At 67.1% G+C, this 16,057-nt stretch carries 17 protein-coding genes; 7 read left to right on the top strand and 10 right to left on the bottom strand.

Features of this window, described 5'->3' with window-relative positions; genetic code table 11:
• Nucleotides 1-726 precede the first annotated feature (726 nt).
• The 3 genes from JQX13_RS46185 (at nt 727) to JQX13_RS46195 (ending at nt 4,233) form a co-directional block, all read left to right on the top strand.
• Nucleotides 727-2,244, top strand: coding sequence for an IS1182 family transposase (locus tag JQX13_RS46185; protein WP_203405770.1), 1,518 nt, complete (start codon nt 727-729; stop codon nt 2,242-2,244).
• A 570-nt stretch (nt 2,245-2,814) separates the two neighbouring features.
• A complete protein-coding gene (locus tag JQX13_RS46190; RefSeq protein WP_203405771.1) occupies nt 2,815-3,600 on the top strand; it encodes a hypothetical protein in 786 nt (261 codons plus the stop codon).
• Between the two features lie 3 nt (nt 3,601-3,603).
• Nucleotides 3,604-4,233 (top strand): ankyrin repeat domain-containing protein, encoded by a 630-nt coding sequence (locus JQX13_RS46195; RefSeq protein ID WP_203405772.1) that lies wholly within the window; start codon nt 3,604-3,606, stop codon nt 4,231-4,233.
• Between the two features lie 52 nt (nt 4,234-4,285).
• Here JQX13_RS46195 and JQX13_RS54945 read toward each other — a convergent pair whose 3' ends face one another.
• The 4 genes from JQX13_RS54945 to JQX13_RS56665 form a co-directional block, all read right to left on the bottom strand.
• A complete protein-coding gene (locus tag JQX13_RS54945; RefSeq protein ID WP_239014270.1) occupies nt 4,286-4,474 on the bottom strand; it encodes a DUF2381 family protein in 189 nt (62 codons plus the stop codon).
• A gap of 384 nt (nt 4,475-4,858) precedes the next feature.
• Nucleotides 4,859-5,176 carry a hypothetical protein gene (locus JQX13_RS54950; protein ID WP_239014271.1) on the bottom strand — a complete coding sequence of 106 codons (318 nt, stop codon included), beginning with the start codon at nt 5,174-5,176 and terminating at the stop codon, nt 4,859-4,861.
• Between the two features lie 727 nt (nt 5,177-5,903).
• Entirely contained in the window at nt 5,904-6,398 is a 495-nt protein-coding gene (locus tag JQX13_RS46205) for a transposase family protein (protein WP_203405774.1), read from the bottom strand.
• Nucleotides 6,399-6,556: 158 nt separating this feature from the next.
• Nucleotides 6,557-6,877: a DUF4082 domain-containing protein gene (locus tag JQX13_RS56665; protein WP_430384124.1), complete on the bottom strand. Its 321-nt coding sequence runs from the start codon at nt 6,875-6,877 to the stop codon at nt 6,557-6,559.
• On the opposite strand from JQX13_RS56665, the gene JQX13_RS46215 reads away from it, so the two are divergent.
• The 3 genes from JQX13_RS46215 (at nt 6,876) to JQX13_RS46225 (ending at nt 9,139) form a co-directional block, all read left to right on the top strand.
• Complete coding sequence (locus JQX13_RS46215; RefSeq protein ID WP_203405776.1) at nt 6,876-7,559, top strand: TetR/AcrR family transcriptional regulator; 684 nt, start codon at nt 6,876-6,878, stop codon at nt 7,557-7,559. The genes JQX13_RS56665 and JQX13_RS46215 overlap by 2 nt on opposite strands.
• 19 nt (nt 7,560-7,578) lie before the next feature.
• Complete coding sequence (locus tag JQX13_RS46220; protein WP_203405777.1) at nt 7,579-8,004, top strand: VOC family protein; 426 nt, start codon at nt 7,579-7,581, stop codon at nt 8,002-8,004.
• A gap of 163 nt (nt 8,005-8,167) precedes the next feature.
• Nucleotides 8,168-9,139, top strand: coding sequence for an SDR family NAD(P)-dependent oxidoreductase (locus JQX13_RS46225; protein ID WP_203405778.1), 972 nt, complete (start codon nt 8,168-8,170; stop codon nt 9,137-9,139).
• A 389-nt stretch (nt 9,140-9,528) separates the two neighbouring features.
• Here the strand turns inward: JQX13_RS46225 and JQX13_RS46230 are convergent, their stop codons facing one another.
• From JQX13_RS46230 to JQX13_RS46255, 6 genes are all read right to left on the bottom strand, one after another.
• Nucleotides 9,529-10,842 (bottom strand): ISAs1 family transposase, encoded by a 1,314-nt coding sequence (locus JQX13_RS46230; protein WP_203405779.1) that lies wholly within the window; start codon nt 10,840-10,842, stop codon nt 9,529-9,531.
• A gap of 797 nt (nt 10,843-11,639) precedes the next feature.
• A complete protein-coding gene (locus tag JQX13_RS46235) occupies nt 11,640-12,263 on the bottom strand; it encodes an NADPH-dependent F420 reductase (RefSeq protein ID WP_203405780.1) in 624 nt (207 codons plus the stop codon).
• A gap of 23 nt (nt 12,264-12,286) precedes the next feature.
• The gene (locus JQX13_RS46240) at nt 12,287-12,862 is read right to left on the bottom strand and encodes an NUDIX domain-containing protein (RefSeq protein WP_203405781.1); all 576 of its coding nucleotides are present in this window, start codon (nt 12,860-12,862) and stop codon (nt 12,287-12,289) included.
• 48 nt (nt 12,863-12,910) lie between these two features.
• Nucleotides 12,911-13,702, bottom strand: coding sequence for a hypothetical protein (locus JQX13_RS46245; RefSeq protein ID WP_203405782.1), 792 nt, complete (start codon nt 13,700-13,702; stop codon nt 12,911-12,913).
• Between the two features lie 224 nt (nt 13,703-13,926).
• Nucleotides 13,927-14,427: a hypothetical protein gene (locus JQX13_RS46250; RefSeq protein ID WP_203405783.1), complete on the bottom strand. Its 501-nt coding sequence runs from the start codon at nt 14,425-14,427 to the stop codon at nt 13,927-13,929.
• Nucleotides 14,424-15,158 carry a hypothetical protein gene (locus JQX13_RS46255; protein ID WP_203412639.1) on the bottom strand — a complete coding sequence of 245 codons (735 nt, stop codon included), beginning with the start codon at nt 15,156-15,158 and terminating at the stop codon, nt 14,424-14,426. The genes JQX13_RS46250 and JQX13_RS46255 overlap by 4 nt, the downstream gene beginning before the upstream one ends.
• 599 nt (nt 15,159-15,757) lie before the next feature.
• On the opposite strand from JQX13_RS46255, the gene JQX13_RS46260 reads away from it, so the two are divergent.
• A complete protein-coding gene (locus JQX13_RS46260; protein WP_203405784.1) occupies nt 15,758-16,036 on the top strand; it encodes a hypothetical protein in 279 nt (92 codons plus the stop codon).
• The last annotated feature ends 21 nt before the right edge of the window (nt 16,037-16,057 follow it).

The following is a 16,057-nucleotide window of genomic DNA, read 5'->3' on the forward strand; positions in this document are numbered from 1 at the left end:
AGATTGCTGGGCTTCTGAATGTGGAGGCGGCGGGAATCGAACCCGCGCCGGGCGGTGCGAAACTCCCAGCAGAATCGCGCCCTTACCTCGCAACCGCCCGGAATGATTGGGAGTCGGTATCCCGCTGCGTCCCGTTTCGTCCCGTCCTGTTCCATCCCGTTCCGCACGCTCCTGCGACATACGTGCAACATGGCAGACGTGGGGAGCGCTGGGGCTCGTGGTGAACGCTGGGGCCTCATGGCGAGCGCTGGGGCAGGTGGCCAACTTCCAAGCCGCAAGCGTCGGACACGTCGACGCTGGGCTCGCGGTGCTGGGGTTCGTGGTGAGCCTATAGGCAGGCGACGGAGCACGCCTGCGGGGCCACGCTGCGCAAGCGCAGCCCCACCGCGCCCACGCTGGCTTGATGCCTAATTCGGTAGGGAAGAATTAGCCCCACCTATTGAATTGGGCAAGCAAGAGGGCAGTCGTGTGGGGCTGGTGAAGAAGGACGACGGCTGGAGTGCTAGACGAGTTGTGGGCGAAGCTGGAGCCGCCGCTGCCGCCATAGCCCGAGCGTCAGCTGGGAGCACCCAAGTCGAGCCAACTCTCTCCGCCGAGATCACTAGCGATGTACGCTCGGTCATAGCTAGGAGCGTGTCGGAGAACCCCACCGCTGGGGGTGGGGTAGAGGGGTGACGCCCCAGGTGGTCCTTCAGAGGGAAGGCGAATTCTGGTTGAAGCTGGAGGGTGAGCACCAGCGAGACGAAGAGGCCCGAGCAGAGCGTACTGTTGGATGTGCCCGAGGGGCAGAGGCCGCAGCGGCAAGAGGAGACGAAGAGCTCCGCGCGCTTCAGCTCGCCGCGACCGTTCCGGGAGTGGCAGCCGGACCAGGGGCAGCTGCTGCCGCAGTACGCGAGGGAGGTACTGGGGGAGGGACACCTGGCGTGCTTCTTCGTGGAGCTGGTGAAGGTGCTGGATTTCAGCCCGATTCTGGGGGCGTACACCAAGGAGTGCGGGCAGCCGCCCTACCACCCGGTGATGATGACGCTGCTGCTCATGTACGCCTACGCGCGGGGCATTACGAGCAGCCGGGAGATTGAGAGGCGGTGCGAGACGGACATCGCCTTCCGCTACCTGACGGGAGGAGAGCAGCCGGACCACGACACGGTGTGCGCCTTCCGGGTGAGACACCTGGAGGCCTTCCGAGCGCTCTTCGTGGACACGTTGCGGGTGGCCCGCCAGGCGGGGCTCGAGAAGGTGGGGCACCTGTCGGTGGACGGCACGAAGATGAAGGCCAACGCCAGCAAGCACAAGGCCATGAGCTACGGGCGCATGGACGAGGCGATGAAGAAGCTGGACGAGCAGGTGGGGCGCCTGCTGGCGGAGGCCGAGGCGCTGGATGCACAGGAGGACGAGCGCCACGGCAAGGGACGGCGTGGGGACGAGCTGCCCGAGGAGATGAAGAATCCGAAGAAGCGCGCCGAGCGGCTGCGGGAGGCGGCGCGCCAGGTGGAGGCGGAGAAGAAGGTGGCTCTGGCGGTGGAGAAGGAGAAGAGGCGGGAGAGGATTGGGCAGGCGAAGCAGGAGTTGGAGGAGCAGGCCAGGAAGAAGGCCGAGGCCGAGGGGAAGTCGCCCGAGGAGGCAAAGCCCGCGAAGAAGGCGCAGTACAACTTCACCGACCCCGAGTCGCGAATCATGCCCAAGGGAGGAGCCTTCCAGCAGTCCTACAACGCGCAGGTGGCGGTGGACGCGGACACGCAGTTGGTAGTGGCGCAGGAGGTGGGGCAGAGCAGCAGCGATGCACGGCAACTGGCGCCCATGGTGGAGCAGGTGGAGGCCAACACGGGGTTGGTGCCCGAGGAGCTGAGCGCGGACGCGGGTTACCTGTGCCAGGAGGACATTGAGAAGGTAGAGCAGAAGGGGGTGGAGTGCTTCGTGGCTGGCGGGCGCGACAAGCATGGAGAGGAGGCGCCGCCAGCGCCGAGAGGACGCCCGCCGGCGGGCCTGAGCTTCAAGGAGCGGATGAAGCGCAAGCTGATGAAGCGCAAGCTGTTGACGAAGCGGGGGCGCAAGGCGTACGCGCGGCGCAAGGTGACGGCCGAGCCGGTGATTGGACAGGTGAAGAATACAGTCCTGCCACGCTTCTCGTTGCGGGGGCTGGACAAGGTGCGAGGAGAATTCTCGCTGGCGTGCGCCGTCCACAACCTCAAGAAGATGTGGAAGCAGGGTTGGGCGCTGCCTGGCCTGGCCGAGCAGGCCGCGTAGCGGCGAGGTCGCCGCGAGGCGGCACGACGAGTGGGTCGCCTCACCCGCCCCCATGACCTCTGGACCTGTGGCGCCATATGGCGCCTGCTATGCGCCACTGTCCCTCTGGCTGATTCCCCGACACGCTCCTAGAGCCTGCACTGCCCCCGAGCATGGGCTGCCTGCTGCGTTTGCGCTCGCCCTGGCCCGAGTTGCGGCTGCGGCCCCCTGGCCCCTTCCGTGCCCCCGGCGCGCTCATCCGTAGCTGTCGGGGCGCCCTGTCATACTCCGATCGGCCCCGCCAGGACCCGCCAGGTCCTAGCTCGAATGGAGGACCTTCCCATGCGTTTCCGAGCCTGCCTTGTACTTCTGCTCGTGGCCTCAGCCTGCGCTAGCGCGCCCGCCCCGCAGTCGATGCCACGGTCCCATGCCTTCGCGTCGACTCCCACCTCGGGCCCGCGCATCCGGCTCGCTTCCACGCCGATGGAGCCGACACCGGAACGGTCGTGGATTGGAAAGCCGGACCTGGACAAGGCCAGGGCACTGCTATCTCGGGCACGCCAAGACATCGAGCCGCGTCAGTGGGAATAGTTGAACCGCAAGCTCACCGCAGCGGAACGGGCCTTCGAGCGCTTCTCGCGCGCCGCGAAAGCGAGCGGGCACGCCGCCGAGGTGGTGAGGGGGGCGGAGGGCGTCGCGCAGGCGGGACGCGCCAGGACGTTGGCTGAATTCCTCCCCCGGGTGGGCCCGTTGCTCGTGGGCCTCGTTCTGCTCTACCCCTCCAGCACCGCCGGGCCGGACATCGACCGTCGCCCGGAGTGGGTCGACGCTCAAGGGGAGTACGAGACCCGTCTGCGGGAGGTGGCGGAGGAGTCGCGGCGGTTCATGGAGGAATTTGAGCGTCAGGAAGCAGAGGAGGTCGTGCTGGACGTTGATTCGGACCCGGTTGCGGCGGTCACGGCTCCCACCCCTTGGTGGAAAAAGACCAATCCGGCGACGGGTAAGCCCTACACCAGCGTGGAGGAGTACGACCGGGTCCCCCGCCACGCGGATCAGACATGCAAGAACAGCCGGCTCGACGAGCTTCAGGCGGAGAAGGATAAGCTCAGCGCATCAATTCCCCCCTTCAATCCGAAGGCGCCCGACTCGACGAACAAAAAAAGGCTGGATAAGGTGCCGTGCTCCAGGATCCGGCTGCGTCTTGAAGCGATGAAGAAAGTTCTGGAGAAGCGGTGGGAGATTCAGAAGGAGTGCTTTGGAGGCAAGCCTGATCAGGCACACGATAAAACAATGATCCAATTCGAACAGGGCATCGCGAATATCAAGAAACTCGAAGCAAAGAATTGTGCCCCTGGTCATCCGATGGCGGAGCAGTGAATCATGTCGAAAGAACTCTTCGCAGCGATCGAGCAGCACGATACGGCCCGGGTCAAGGCGCTGCTGGCGGAGGGGGCCGATCCGAACGAGCCGCAGCTGGAGCCGCCGGGGTTGCGTCCGCTGCAAGTGGCCATCTACGAACTCTCCGATGGGGGCGAACTCGACGTGCTCCTAGCGCTCCTTGAGCACGGCGCGGACGTCAACGCATGGGACGTCGAGCGAGACAAGACCCCCTTGTTGGTGGCGGCCTGCGAAAACGAGCTGGCGGCAGTCGAAGCGCTCGTGAAGGCGGGGGCTGACCCCAACGTGTGCAGCAGTGAAGGAGTCACGCCGCTGCGGACGTGCGCGCAGATGGGCAATCTGAGGATGGCCTCGCTTCTCTTAGGCGCGGGGGCGACTCGGACGATCAACGACTGGGGCGGTCTGACCGGATACACCGCGCTCGGACACGCGGCACGTCGGCTGGACCTCCCCATGATTAAGCTGCTTCTCGACGCGGGCGCCGATCCGAGGGCCCCGGACGAGGACGGCCTGCCCGCCCACTACCGTCTTCCGCCGCGCGCTGAATCAGATTCTCAGACATGGGACGCCGCGTTCGAACTGCTCGGAGGAGCGAAGGACCGCATGCCGTAGAATGGCGGGCGCTCCACCCCTTGCGGCTCGGCACGGCTCGCGCTGGCCGTGCTCAGGGCCCCTTCGCTTTCCCCTCGGGGAAGGTGACGTTCCCGAGGGTGAAGGTGCGCGGCCCCTGTGCTTCCCATAGTTTGAGGGTGCAGGGGCAGCCGAGCTGCGCGCGCTCCCCCTTGATGCCCACCACGACGGCACCGGCACCATTCGCGGGGATGGGCGCCAGTGGCCAACGGGCAAGCTCCACCTGTTCCCCCGCTTGCCGCTGTGGAGGGTGCGCACCACGTCGCAGCCGAAGGCATTCTCTGGCAGTGCCAGCAGCCGGGGACTCTCCTCCTCCAGGGCCTGGTGCACCCGGCGCGAGGTGTCCCCCGGGAGGCAGCGTGCGTGGGCGGTGTCCTCAATCCAGCGCGACAGCTGGGAGTTGAGGTCATCCAGCGAGGAGTAGGTACGTGCGGCGAAGAAGGAGTGGCGCAGGTAGTGGATGGAGCGCTCCACCTTGCCCTTCTCGTTGCCGCGGTAGGGGGCGCAGGGCTTGGGAGCGAAGTGGTAGTGGCCAGCGAATTCCAGCAGCTTGGGGTGGAAGCGGATGTGGTCGCCCACGCGCTCCAACACCACGCTCTTCAAATTGTCATACAGCAGGGAGCGCGGCACCCCGCCCAGCGCCTGGAAGGCCAGGGTGTGGCAGCGCAGGAAGCTCTCCAGGGACTGCTCCAGGACGAAGCGCGCGTAGAGGGCGCTTCGTCCTGGAGAGCACCAGGACGAAGGCGCACAGGGGGCGCTCGGCCCCGCCAATGCGCAGCCGGCCGAAGTGGGCCCAGTCCACCTGGGCCTGCTCACCCGGCAGCGTGGACAGCCGCAAGTCCAGCTCGGCGGCGATGGTGCCCACCTTCCAGTGCTCGGCGAAGTAGAGGCGGCGGAGGCGGGCGCGCTGCTCCTCAGTCACCATGGCGCCCTCCTGGCCCGGGGCCGGGGGCGTGGCTCCCACGGCCCATGACGGACGAAGTCCGCACGGCATCCGCACACCGCGCAGCGTGCACCGCTCCCGGCACTGGCAGGGGCGCGCACGCTCGCCACAGCGCCCTCGCCAGCCCGTCCCTCGTCCGCCTCGGCACCGGGCACTCGCCCCGTGTCCTTCTCTTCCCGTCTGTCCGCATCAGTCGGCTCCTGGCCGACGCGAAAAGTGGTGGCCTCCAGGGCAACCTCTGGCGTCGGCGGCGCCAAGGTGCCCGCGCCCTCCAGCGGCGGGCTACCCTGATGCGTGACTTTCCGTGCTCGCCGCTCTCGGCTCCGGGCCTGGCGCCTGGCCGCGGCCCACCGGCTCGCGAAGCTGCGCGCGTAGCGCCGCCCCGACTCCCGCTGGCTCTGGCGCCGCGCCTTTTCGCTGCACTCACGCGAGCAGTAGCGCTGGCCCCGGTCGTGCCGGCGGCACAGGTAGAAGAGTGCCCGGCAGGTGCCGAGCGCGCACTGCGCCATCCGCGGTGAGTCCACGCGTCCCCAGGCTCGAGACGCCTGGATATTCGACTCGCTCACGGCCTCGTGCGAGCGTGCTCCTCCCGCATCGCGTCCCCGTGATTCGGCCTGAGGGTCCGGAGGTACCAGCTCCGGGCCCTCTTCTTTTTGGCGCCCTCGTCCCGGCCCTCTGCGCTACCTCCTCCTACCTCTGCCCGCCAGTTTCAGGCCGCGACGCTCGGCTCGTCCAAACTCCCGCGCTTCCTCGTGAACGCCAACAGGCTGACGCGCTCACGCACCGCCGCCAGCCCAAGCCCCACCACAGCCCACAACGCCAGCGTCCACACTATCGCCGTCAGCGAGTACAGCCTGCGCGTCCACACCTCCCACGGCGCCACCGTGCACGTGGCCCCGCACGCCTGACAGCGGTAGCGCCGCACCTGTACCTCCACCTGTCTCGGTGTCCCTCCCGGCTCCTCGGGCCCCAACACCTGCCGGCTTCTCGTGCCGTGCCCGTGCAGCACCACCCGCCCTCCCACCGGTCGGCTCGCCGCTCCACACCCCGGGCACCTCCCCGGCCTCACCGCCTCCACGTCCGGTGGCTCCTGCTCCCAAGTCTTGACTGGCAGCGCCACTCGGATGATTTCTCGGCTGCTCCGCTTCTCTTTCTCCACTGTCTGCGCGGAGCTCTGGCCCGTGCCGTGCTGTCTACACGTCACGGGCCTCCTTTTTCTCCGCGCCCCAACCGGGCCCTCGGAGCGGCACTCCCTGCCGCACAGGCCCCGCCCTCCTGGGGCTTGCGCACTACCTCACCCGTCATGTCTTGACCCGAACCTGCTGGGTGATGGGGCGCACCACGACCCGGGCCCCCTTTCCATCATCCAGTCGGTCCGATTCCGGGCCGCTCTCCCCCATCTAAGCTGCGCGGTAACAGCCACCCGGTCGCCGTCTCGTTGGTAAACGTCGCCGAGGCGAGCCTCTGTCCGGTGCGACTCCAGAGGCTCCCGACATGCGTGCCCGCGTTGGCCGAGCTGCCTTTGTAGAAGCGGATGCCCGTGACGGAGCCGGGAACGCTGGAGCGAAACTTCACGCCAGGCTTGAGGACACCTCGGCGACAAAACGACACCGAGCGGTTTCGGAACTTGACAGTTTCGAAACTGGCTAGTATCGATATGCACCAAGGATGAGGTGACTGCATGACTCAGAACGATGACGAGTCCGTCGAGGTCGAGCCTGCACAGCCAGGGCGCAAGCGAGACCACTCGCGCGACGCCAAGATTCTCGACGCCACGCTCGAGGTCCTCGCTGAGGTGGGCGCTGCAGGCTTGACGATGGACTTGGTGGCCGCGCGGGCCGGGGCCGGGAAGGCGACCATCTACCGCCGTTGGACGTCGAAGACCGAGCTGGTCATCGACGCTGTCTCGCACATGAAACGCAAGCAGGTCGATCTCGAGAATCTCCCCGGCACGGGAACGCTCCGCGGAGACCTGCTCGGCTTGTTCAAGCCGCAGCCGCTCGAAGAAAGCGAACGCAAGCTCAAGATCATGACGGGGCTCGCCTCTCTGCTCTCGCAAGAGCAGGCACTCGCCGAGGCAGCAAACAGCGCGGTAGTCCAACCGTGGGCCGAAGCGCATTTCGCGCTGATGCAGCGAGCTGTCGCGCGCGGCGAGATCCCGGCGTCCGCCGACATCGGCACGCTGTCTCAGCTCATCCCGTCGATGGCTGCCTACCGCACCTTGGTCCAGCGCAAGCCGATGGACCTGGCCTTCCTCGTGTCGATGGTTGACGGAGTCGTCCTGCCGGCCCTCCGAAATCAGCCCTCCGATGTCCCACCAGACTCAAAAGATCGCCCGAGCGTGCGGAAACGCTCAAAACCCTGAACCTGCATAGGAGAAAGTCATGACCGTCAGCGTTACCAACCACCTCAATTTCCGTGGCGATGCCCGAGCGGCGCTGGAGTTCTACCAGTCTGTGTTCGGCGGAGACCTCACCATCGTCACCTACAAGGACGCCCACAACGTCCAGGCTCCGTCGGAGGCCGATCAGGTGATGTGGGGCCAGGTCGCCGCCAAGAACGGCTTCCGCGTGATGGCTTACGACGTGCCCTCCCGGATGCCCTGGGAGCAAGGCAAGAACCCGTTCTTCGTCTCGGTCCGCGGCGACTCAGCCGCCGAGATCTCCGCGCTCTGGGAGAAGCTCTCCGCTGGCGCGACCATCGCGCAGCCCCTAGCGCCGTCGGGATGGACCCCGCTGTACGGTATGCTCAAGGATCGCTTCGGCATTACGTGGGTCCTGGACGTCGCGACGGAGTACAAGGCGTCCTGAGCCAGCGGAAGAACACGTGCGGCGTGGGACCCCCACACCAATGAAGGCCAACGTGAGGGATGCGTGTGCCGCGCTTCTCCGCGTCGGTGTGGGGTGGGTCCCAACAAGCAGATAGCTCCTCCGAATCACGGGCGATGCAAGCGTTCCTCTCTAGGAGACAACGATGACCCAGTTGTTTGGGGCGACGTCGACCACAGACGAAGTGCTCGAAGGCCGCGATCTCAGCGGCAAACGCATCTTGGTCACGGGCGTGTCAGCCGGCCTCGGAATCGAGACGGCGCGCGCGCTTGTAGCCCACGGCGCCCACGTCGTGGGCGCCGCGCGTAACCTCGAGAAAGCGGAAGCAGCGACCCGCGGGGCGCAAGCGGCAGGTGCTGGCTCCGGACGGCTTGAATTGGTGGAGTTGGACCTCGCTTCGCTGGCGAGCGTGCGCCGCTGCGCCAACAACTTGCTGAGGCAGGGGAAGCCGTTCGACGTCGTCATCGCCAACGCCGGTGTGATGGCGTGTCCGTTCGGACTCACCGAGGATGGGTTCGAACTGCAATTCGGCACGAACCATCTCGGGCATTTCGTGCTCGTCAACCGGATCGCGTCCTTGCTGCGGGCGGGCGCAAGGGTGGTGTCGCTATCGTCCTCGGGGCATCGCTACGCTGACGTCGACCTCGACGATCCTCATTTCGAGCGCACGCATTACGAACCGTTCGTCGCCTACGGGCGTTCTAAGACTGCGAACATCCTGTTCGCGGTGGAGCTCGATCGGCGCCTCCGCGAGCGCGGGGTGCGCACCACCGCCGTGCATCCGGGCGCCATCAAGACCGAACTCGGGCGTCACCTCCCCGACGACGCCCTATCGACCTTCGTCGAGCGAACCAATGCGGACCTCGCTGCTCAAGGCAAACAACCGTTCGCACTCAAGACGATTCCCCAAGGCGCGGCGACCTCGGTCTGGGCTGGAGTGGTGGCCGAGGCGGACGAGGTGGGAGGCCGCTACTGCGAAAACTGCCATGTCACCACGAGGGTGACCCTCGACCCGCTCGATCCCAGCAGTGAAGGGGTCCGTCCCTATGCGCTCGATCTGGAGCGGGCCGCAGCGCTCTGGGCGAAGAGCGAAGCACTCGTCCGCGAGCGCTTCTGAGTCGACGGACGAGAGCATGCCTGTGAACAGGCTCCGGGCGAGTGCACCTCGCCACGCCCGCCACCGTGATGCTTGGGCGTGCAACGTTCGCCTGCCGCACCGGATAGCACCGACAGATCCTCTAATTTCTGTTATTTCCAAGAAAGCTTCGATTTGTTACACTCTGAGGAATCAACTCCCCCAAGCGGGCAGGATTGATCCAAAGTCCGTAGGAGAGGTTTTGAAGAGGCGGAGAGCAAGTCCAGACATTCACAGGCAAAGAGGGAGCATCCCTCCGGACGGCGCCTGAAAGAGGGGCGCCGTGGAAGGACAGGAGTGAAGGTACACAGGCCGAACAGCCAGGGGAGAAGAGGCGCGGGAAGGCCGGAGCGGGAGCAGCTGGCGGGCGCTCAGGCAAGTGTGGCCAGACTCTCGGGCAGCACGGCCAGACCCAACAGGCCCTGGTAGAGCACCTCCATGGTGCGTGCGAAGCTTTGGGGCCGTTTGTCGCGAGTCGGCAGGTGCGTGCGCACCAGGGCCAGCAGGTTGTAGGCCAGCAAACGCAGCCAGCTGAGCACCAGGGGTGCATTGCCTCGCAGGCTGGGCGAGGCGCTGTCCTCCTCCAGCACCACGTCCGCTGTCCAGTTGGGCCCGTTCTCAATCCCCCAGTGCCGGCGTACCAACGTCAGCATCCGCTCCGGGGACAGTTGCCCTGTGGGAATGGAGGTGAGGAACAGCCGCGTCTCCACCTTCGGCAGCTCGCCGTCTCTGGTTCGCGTCTGCCTCACCCATACCCATTGCTGGGCGCCGGGAAAGTCCTCCTCTGGCGGCTTGTCCACCACCCTCAACTCCCTCTCCACCCACTCCCCGCTCGTCCGCTCGCGCGTGCGCACCTTCACTGGCGCCACCGCCAGCGCCACCCACGCCTTGTCATGTAGCCGGTGGAAGTTCTCCTTGAGCGCCATCAGGTAGTGCTTGCCCGCCTCCCTCACCACCCGCGCATTGGCCGCGCTCGTCATTCCCGCGTCCACTGTCACGTACTCGAAATGCCGCCCGAACTTCTCCACCACCCGTTTGAACAACTCCGGGAACGCCGTCGCCTCTCCCTGCTTGCCTTCCAGCAACTTCTGGTCGAGCACCGGCTGGGCCGCGCTGCTGGTGAGACTGGCGCGCAGCGCGTACGGGTACCAGTACTCCCGCCCCTGCTCATCCTTCGTCGTGTGGCTCGGCTCGCACGGCGGCTGCCCCGGCGTGCTCTCCCCTGCCTTCCCGTCAATGCTGACGACGCCCCGGGCGAAGAGCTCATGGCGTATCAGCCCCACTTCCAGGCCTCGGTGCACCATCTGGTGCACCTCCTGCTCCAACCCCTCTGGCTCCAACTTCCCCAGCAGCCTATCCAACGTCGTGTCGGACACCGGCCGCTTCAGCCCCTCGGGCGCCGTGCCTTCGCGCAGCATGTCCTCCCCCAGCGCCTCGGCATGCCTCAACACCCGCCGCCCCACCGCCAGCGCCTGCACCAGCAGCATCAACATCGCCGCCAGCGGATGCCTCTGTCCCCGGCGGGCCCGGGGGTCCTTTACCTCCTTGAATGTCAGCCCCAGGCTCGCCATCATCCTCTGCACGCGGGAGGGGGTTTCCTGCTCGTCCTTCTTCCCCTTCCCGTTTCCCGCTTGGGGTGTGGAGGGCCCGCCAGTCCTCCCGCCCCGGTTTTTCTTCCCACTCATCCTTCTTCTCCCCGGACCTGTCCGGCCCGTCTCCGGCTCTGTGCTGGCGCTCCCCCTCGCGATCTGCCCGCGGCTGCTCGCCTCCGGTGGGCGCCTGTAGGCGGGACTATACTTCAGCCGTAGGCCCGGGTGGGATGACCTCTCCCGTGGGACTTTGAATCAAGCCTGCCCCCAAGCGGGAGCGGAGGAGGCGAGCGTGGCGCCCCAGGCAGCGGCCAGCAAGGAGCCGATAGAGGCTGGCCCCGGCGCACGGGCCCCTCCACGCCTCGTGGTGTTGAAGCTCAAGCCGCCAGCGCCAACAGAGCCAGGCCCCTGCCGCGCACCTCATGGGTGGGCGGCCTGGGCCGGCGTGTACCCCAAGGGGTAACGCGGCTTCTCCACCCGCCTGGCTCACTGCTCGGGCCGGCCCCCCTCAGCGGCCCTCCTCGCCACCTCCGCTCCAGGCCGCCACCTCTCAACAGGGCTCCTATCCGTCCTCATCACGCGATTCCACTGCTTCAGCATGGAGTTCGTCCTTCCAGGACAACAACGTGAGGTGTGCCCGTTGCGAGCTGGAAGAGGTTTTACGCGTTCAGTCTGACATTTCGGGCTGCTCTGGAATGCCTCCCATGGGCTGCGATTGTTCTTCGTCCATTCCATGGGCCCCAGGCATTTCCCCGGAGGAAGCACTTCCAGGGAGACTTTCAGCATGCGGGCGCATTCGTGGGGTGTGGATCAGGGGAGGCCCCCGGGAAAGCGAGCCAGGACATGGCCGTCTCCGAGAGACTGGCACTCTCCTCGGCGAGCACCACGGCCCCTTACAACGTCGAGAGCGCTTCGCGCGCCTCGGAGGGCCGCATCAACCGGTTGTAGAGGGCCGTTCCCGGCTGTTGCCGCTTGCCACCCGTGGCCAGCGTCCCTGTGTCCACGGGCGTGAAGCCGATCTGTTCGATGAGCCCCGAGACGGTCTGCTTGGCCGCGGCGTCGTCCCCGGCGACGAACAGCACCCACCGATCCTCGAGCGGCGCGCCCGGCTTCCCCTCTTCGCCAAGCGGTTTGAAGTACATCGTGTTCAACGCCTTCACCACCCGCGCGCCCGGCAGGTGCTGGGCGACGAACTCGGTCGAGGCTCCTCCCTTGAAGTCGAGCTGTCCGTCACGCTGCGGGTAGTAGTTCATCGCGTCGATGACGATCTTCCCGGAGAGCTGCGCGCGGGGCAGCGAGTCATAAGCCTTGAGGGGCACCGCGACGAGCACCACCTCGCCAAAGGCCGCTGCATCTTCCACGCTCATGGCGCGTGCCTTCGGGCCAAGCTCCCGGACCAGGTCCTTCAAGGACTCAGGGCCTCGCGAATTGCTGATGGCCACCTCGTGGCCTGCCTTGACGAAGAGGCGCGCGGACGTCTCGCCAATCATCCCTGAACCGATAATCCCGATCTTCATGAGGGCTCCTCCTGGACTGCCAGTCACAGGCCCGCCGGGGCCTTCCCGCTGAGAATCATGAGCTGCACCTTGAGGATGGCGGCGACGCTGATCGAATCCGTGATCTCTCCCCGCTCCACCATGGCGAAGGCTTCGGAGAAAGGGAGACGGCGCACCTTCAACTCCTCCGTCTCCTCCGGCGCTGCCTCTGTCTTCGACAGGGACCAGGCCACGTAGCAGATGCTCAGCTCATCGGTGACGCTGTTGGACAGATGCATCCTCATCAGCTCCTGCCAGGAGCCGGCGATGAGGCCCACCTCTTCCTGCAGCTCGCGCTTCGCCGCCAGCAGAGGATCTTCACCGAGCTTGCCGCCGCCCTCTGGAATCTCCCAGCTGTACTGGTTCAGTGGGTACCGGTACTGGCCCACCAGCCAAGTGTACCCCTCCGCGTCGATCGGCAACACGCCGACCGCCAGGTTGCGGAAGTGGACGGTCCCATAGATGCCCGGACGGCCCTTGGGATTGAGCACCTGGTGCTCGGTTACGCGGATCCACGGGTTCTCGTACTTCAGCGCCGAGGAGAGGGTCGTCCAGGGATTGCGCTCGGAGTCTTCCGCCATGGCCCCTCATCCTGGCATACCCGGTGCCACGCTGCCGCACTTGAAGGCTCAGGCCCGGCGGGTGGCATGGCGCCGGGACAGCGCCCGCGCGGCGAGGGCCGCCACCACCACACCCACCACGAAGGCTCCAAGCCCCACGAGCACGACCGGCACCATGGCCGCCAACGCTCCGCCCAGCGCCGACCGGCTGAGCTGCGACACGACCTGGGGCGCGCAGGGGCCGTCCTTGCACGCGGGCACCGTCTGCCCCAGCTCGTCCGTGGCACCTCTCACGCCCGCGGCCGCCGCGCGGTAGGCCACGCCCTCGACAGCCCGGGTCAGGGCCGGATCCGACGGCGCAACCAGTTGCTGCCGCAGCTCGGCCCGGAGTTGCTCGGCCATGGCACGGGCCATGGAACGTCCGACCTCGTCGGCGATCTCCCCCATGAGCGCGGCGATCTCCTCCCGGCGCGAGGAGAGGCCATCGACGAGCCCCCGCCCGCTCTCCTCGAAGATGAGCCGGCTGGTGGGCGCCATGTGCCGCAGCTCCGCGGACAACACGGGGACCAACTCCTGGGCGAAGCCCGCCCCCGCCTCGGCGAGTCGCGCCCCTTGCCCTTCCTGGGCGAGGTAACCCTCGACGCCCTCCAGCATTCCGCCTGCGGTCTCACGACCGATCTCCCGTGGGCCCGGCGTCGGGTTCTCGAGCGCGTCGTCCACGAGCTGGTCCGCCAGGCGGCTCACCTTGCGCCGGAACTCCTCTTCCTGGCCGGGCTCCCCCAGCGCCTCGATGGCACCGGAAGCCGCGTCCTTGGAGATCTTGCGGAACGAGCACGCCCCCCATCGTCCCCAGCACGACACCCCACAGCACCCCCCAAGCGATGCGACGCACTCCACCATCTCCCACTGGAAAGCCCTCGCGTGAGATGGGGACGTACACGGGCAGTGATAATTGGATGAGGGGCCCATCCGAGTGTCGGCCGGCCAACGCGGCAGAGCTTCTGAAAAGACGACAGGGGGACCGGCTCGACGGCCCGGTCCCCCTTCTCTACGAGAGCCTCCGCGTGGGGGCTCTGCGCGGGCGACTAGTTGCCTGTCGCGTCAGCAGTCACCTGCTCGCTGGACGCCGTGGTGCCGGAGCCGCTGAGGCTCTCGACGACGTACTGGAACGCGCGGCCCGCGCTCTCGCGGTCGACGAAGCGCAGGGCGGTCGTCTCAAGTGCGCCCGCACCGCTGATCTCCGCGATGATCTGGCCCGCCGCCGTCGGAACGGCCGGGTCCACGCGCCACACGCGGTAGAGCTTGTGGTGGGCGGTGTGCGTCCAGGCCAGCTCCACCAGGCCCTGGGCGTTGCGCGTGGCCGACAGGCTCGGCGCCACTGCCGGAGCATCCAGGGACAGCACGTTGATGTCCCAGCGCACGCCTCCGATCTCCGTCTTCCCATCGCCGCTGAGCTGCTTGATGAGGACCGGCTGCAGGCCAGGAGCGGCGCCCGCGTTGATGGCGAACGCCACGTCGAGCTTCTCCGAGGCGCCCTTCGCCAGCACCACGTTCAGCAGGGTGCCGCCATCCGGGCTCACGCTCACGGAGGTTCCACCGGCCAGGGTGATGCCCGTGCTGCGACGGCCACCCGCCACCCAGCCCTTGAAGAGGCGGGCGCCCAGGTCCGCGTGTTCGAGCCGATCAGCTCGGGGTAGGCCATCGGATCGCCCTGCGACACCCACCGCGCCAGCAGGCAGTAGTGGCCCGCCGCCGGGACGTTGGCCCAGCCAAGGCGCACCTCGCGGATCTCGTTCGGGTTCAGGTAGAGGCCGTGCTCCACGTTGATCAGCGTCCAGTGGTTCGGCCAGAGCGCGCCGCCGCCCGAGGCGGAGTAGTAGACGTAGAGCGAACCGGCGACGGGGCCGGTGGCCACCTTCGGGCCGTTGTTGCGCAGCGTCACGAAGACGTTGTTGTTGGCCGAGCCGAACACCGGGTTGACGCTGCTCGGGCAGCCGTTGGCGCTGGTGCACACCTTGATGTCCGGGCTCATGTAGATGGACGCAGCCGTGCTCGGCTCGGTACCGAAGTCCGTCACGTCGTCCTTGATGTAGACGTCGGACGGCGTGCGGGGGCAGTTGCTCATGAAGTCCTGCACCGCCTGGAGCATGTCGGAGGCGTCCGGCCGCGTCAGGCGGTACTGGCCCCGCGAGGTGTTGGCGTAGTCCTGCTCCCCCAAGCGGGAGCGGAGGAGGCGAGCGTGGAGCCCCAGGCAGCGGCCAGCAAGGAGCCGATAAAGGAGAAGACGCCGCGAGTAGACTTTCGCCGAGTTGCTCACGAGGACGTTCGACTTCGACGTGTTCGCCTGCGTGAGGTGTGGAGGCAGGCTTGAGAGTGCTGGCGTACGTGAACGAGGCGGGAGGGGTGCGAGCGATTCTGGAGCACCTGGGCCTGCCCACGGCAGGTGCGAGGCTGGCCCCGGCGCACGGGCCCCTCCACGCCTCGTGGTGTTGAAGCTCAAGCCGCCAGCGCCAACAGAGTCAGGCCCCTGCCGCGCTCCTCATGGGAGGGCGGCCTGGGCCGGCGTGTACCCCAAGGGGCAACGCGGCTTCTCCACCCGCCTGACTCACTGCTCGGGCCGGCCCCCCTCAGCGGCCCTCCTCGCCACCTCCGCTCCAGGCCGCCACCTCTCAACAGGGCTCCTATCCGTCCTATACTTCGCCTGGTTGGAGACGGCCCGCAGCGCACGGACAGAGAGGCCTCGCGCAGCCATTCCGGTGGACAGGCCGTCGTCGGGCTCTTTGACACCAGCCGTGGCACCGGGCGAAGGCGGAGTTGCTGCGCTGCGTGATGTCCTGACCGAACCGGGGAGCAGACTCTTCCTTGTTACAAGAGCGTCACGGAGAGTGGGTATGCTGTGCGGCGAGGGAGGTGGTCATGTCGTGGGTGCTCCAAGCGGCGGTCGTGCTGGCAATCCCGTTGAGTCTCCTGGGAGCCGTGGAGGCAGGTGTCTACCTTCACCGTAAGGCCCGGGAATTCAGGAGGGCCTCTGTTGCAACGGCCGTCGACCTCCAGCTCGGCGGCATGGCCGGCATCAGCGCCTTCAGGGGTTGGTTGGCGGACCTGGTCGATGGGACGTCGAGCGACGGCGATTCATCGGGCCTTGATGCTTCGTCCGGCGGGGATGCGGATGCATCCGATGCAGGTGGCGATTGAGCGCACAGGGCGGACATCCGC

Origin of the sequence: Archangium violaceum (assembly GCF_016859125.1) — a bacterium.
GTDB classification, from domain to species: Bacteria; Myxococcota; Myxococcia; order Myxococcales; family Myxococcaceae; genus Archangium; species Archangium violaceum_A.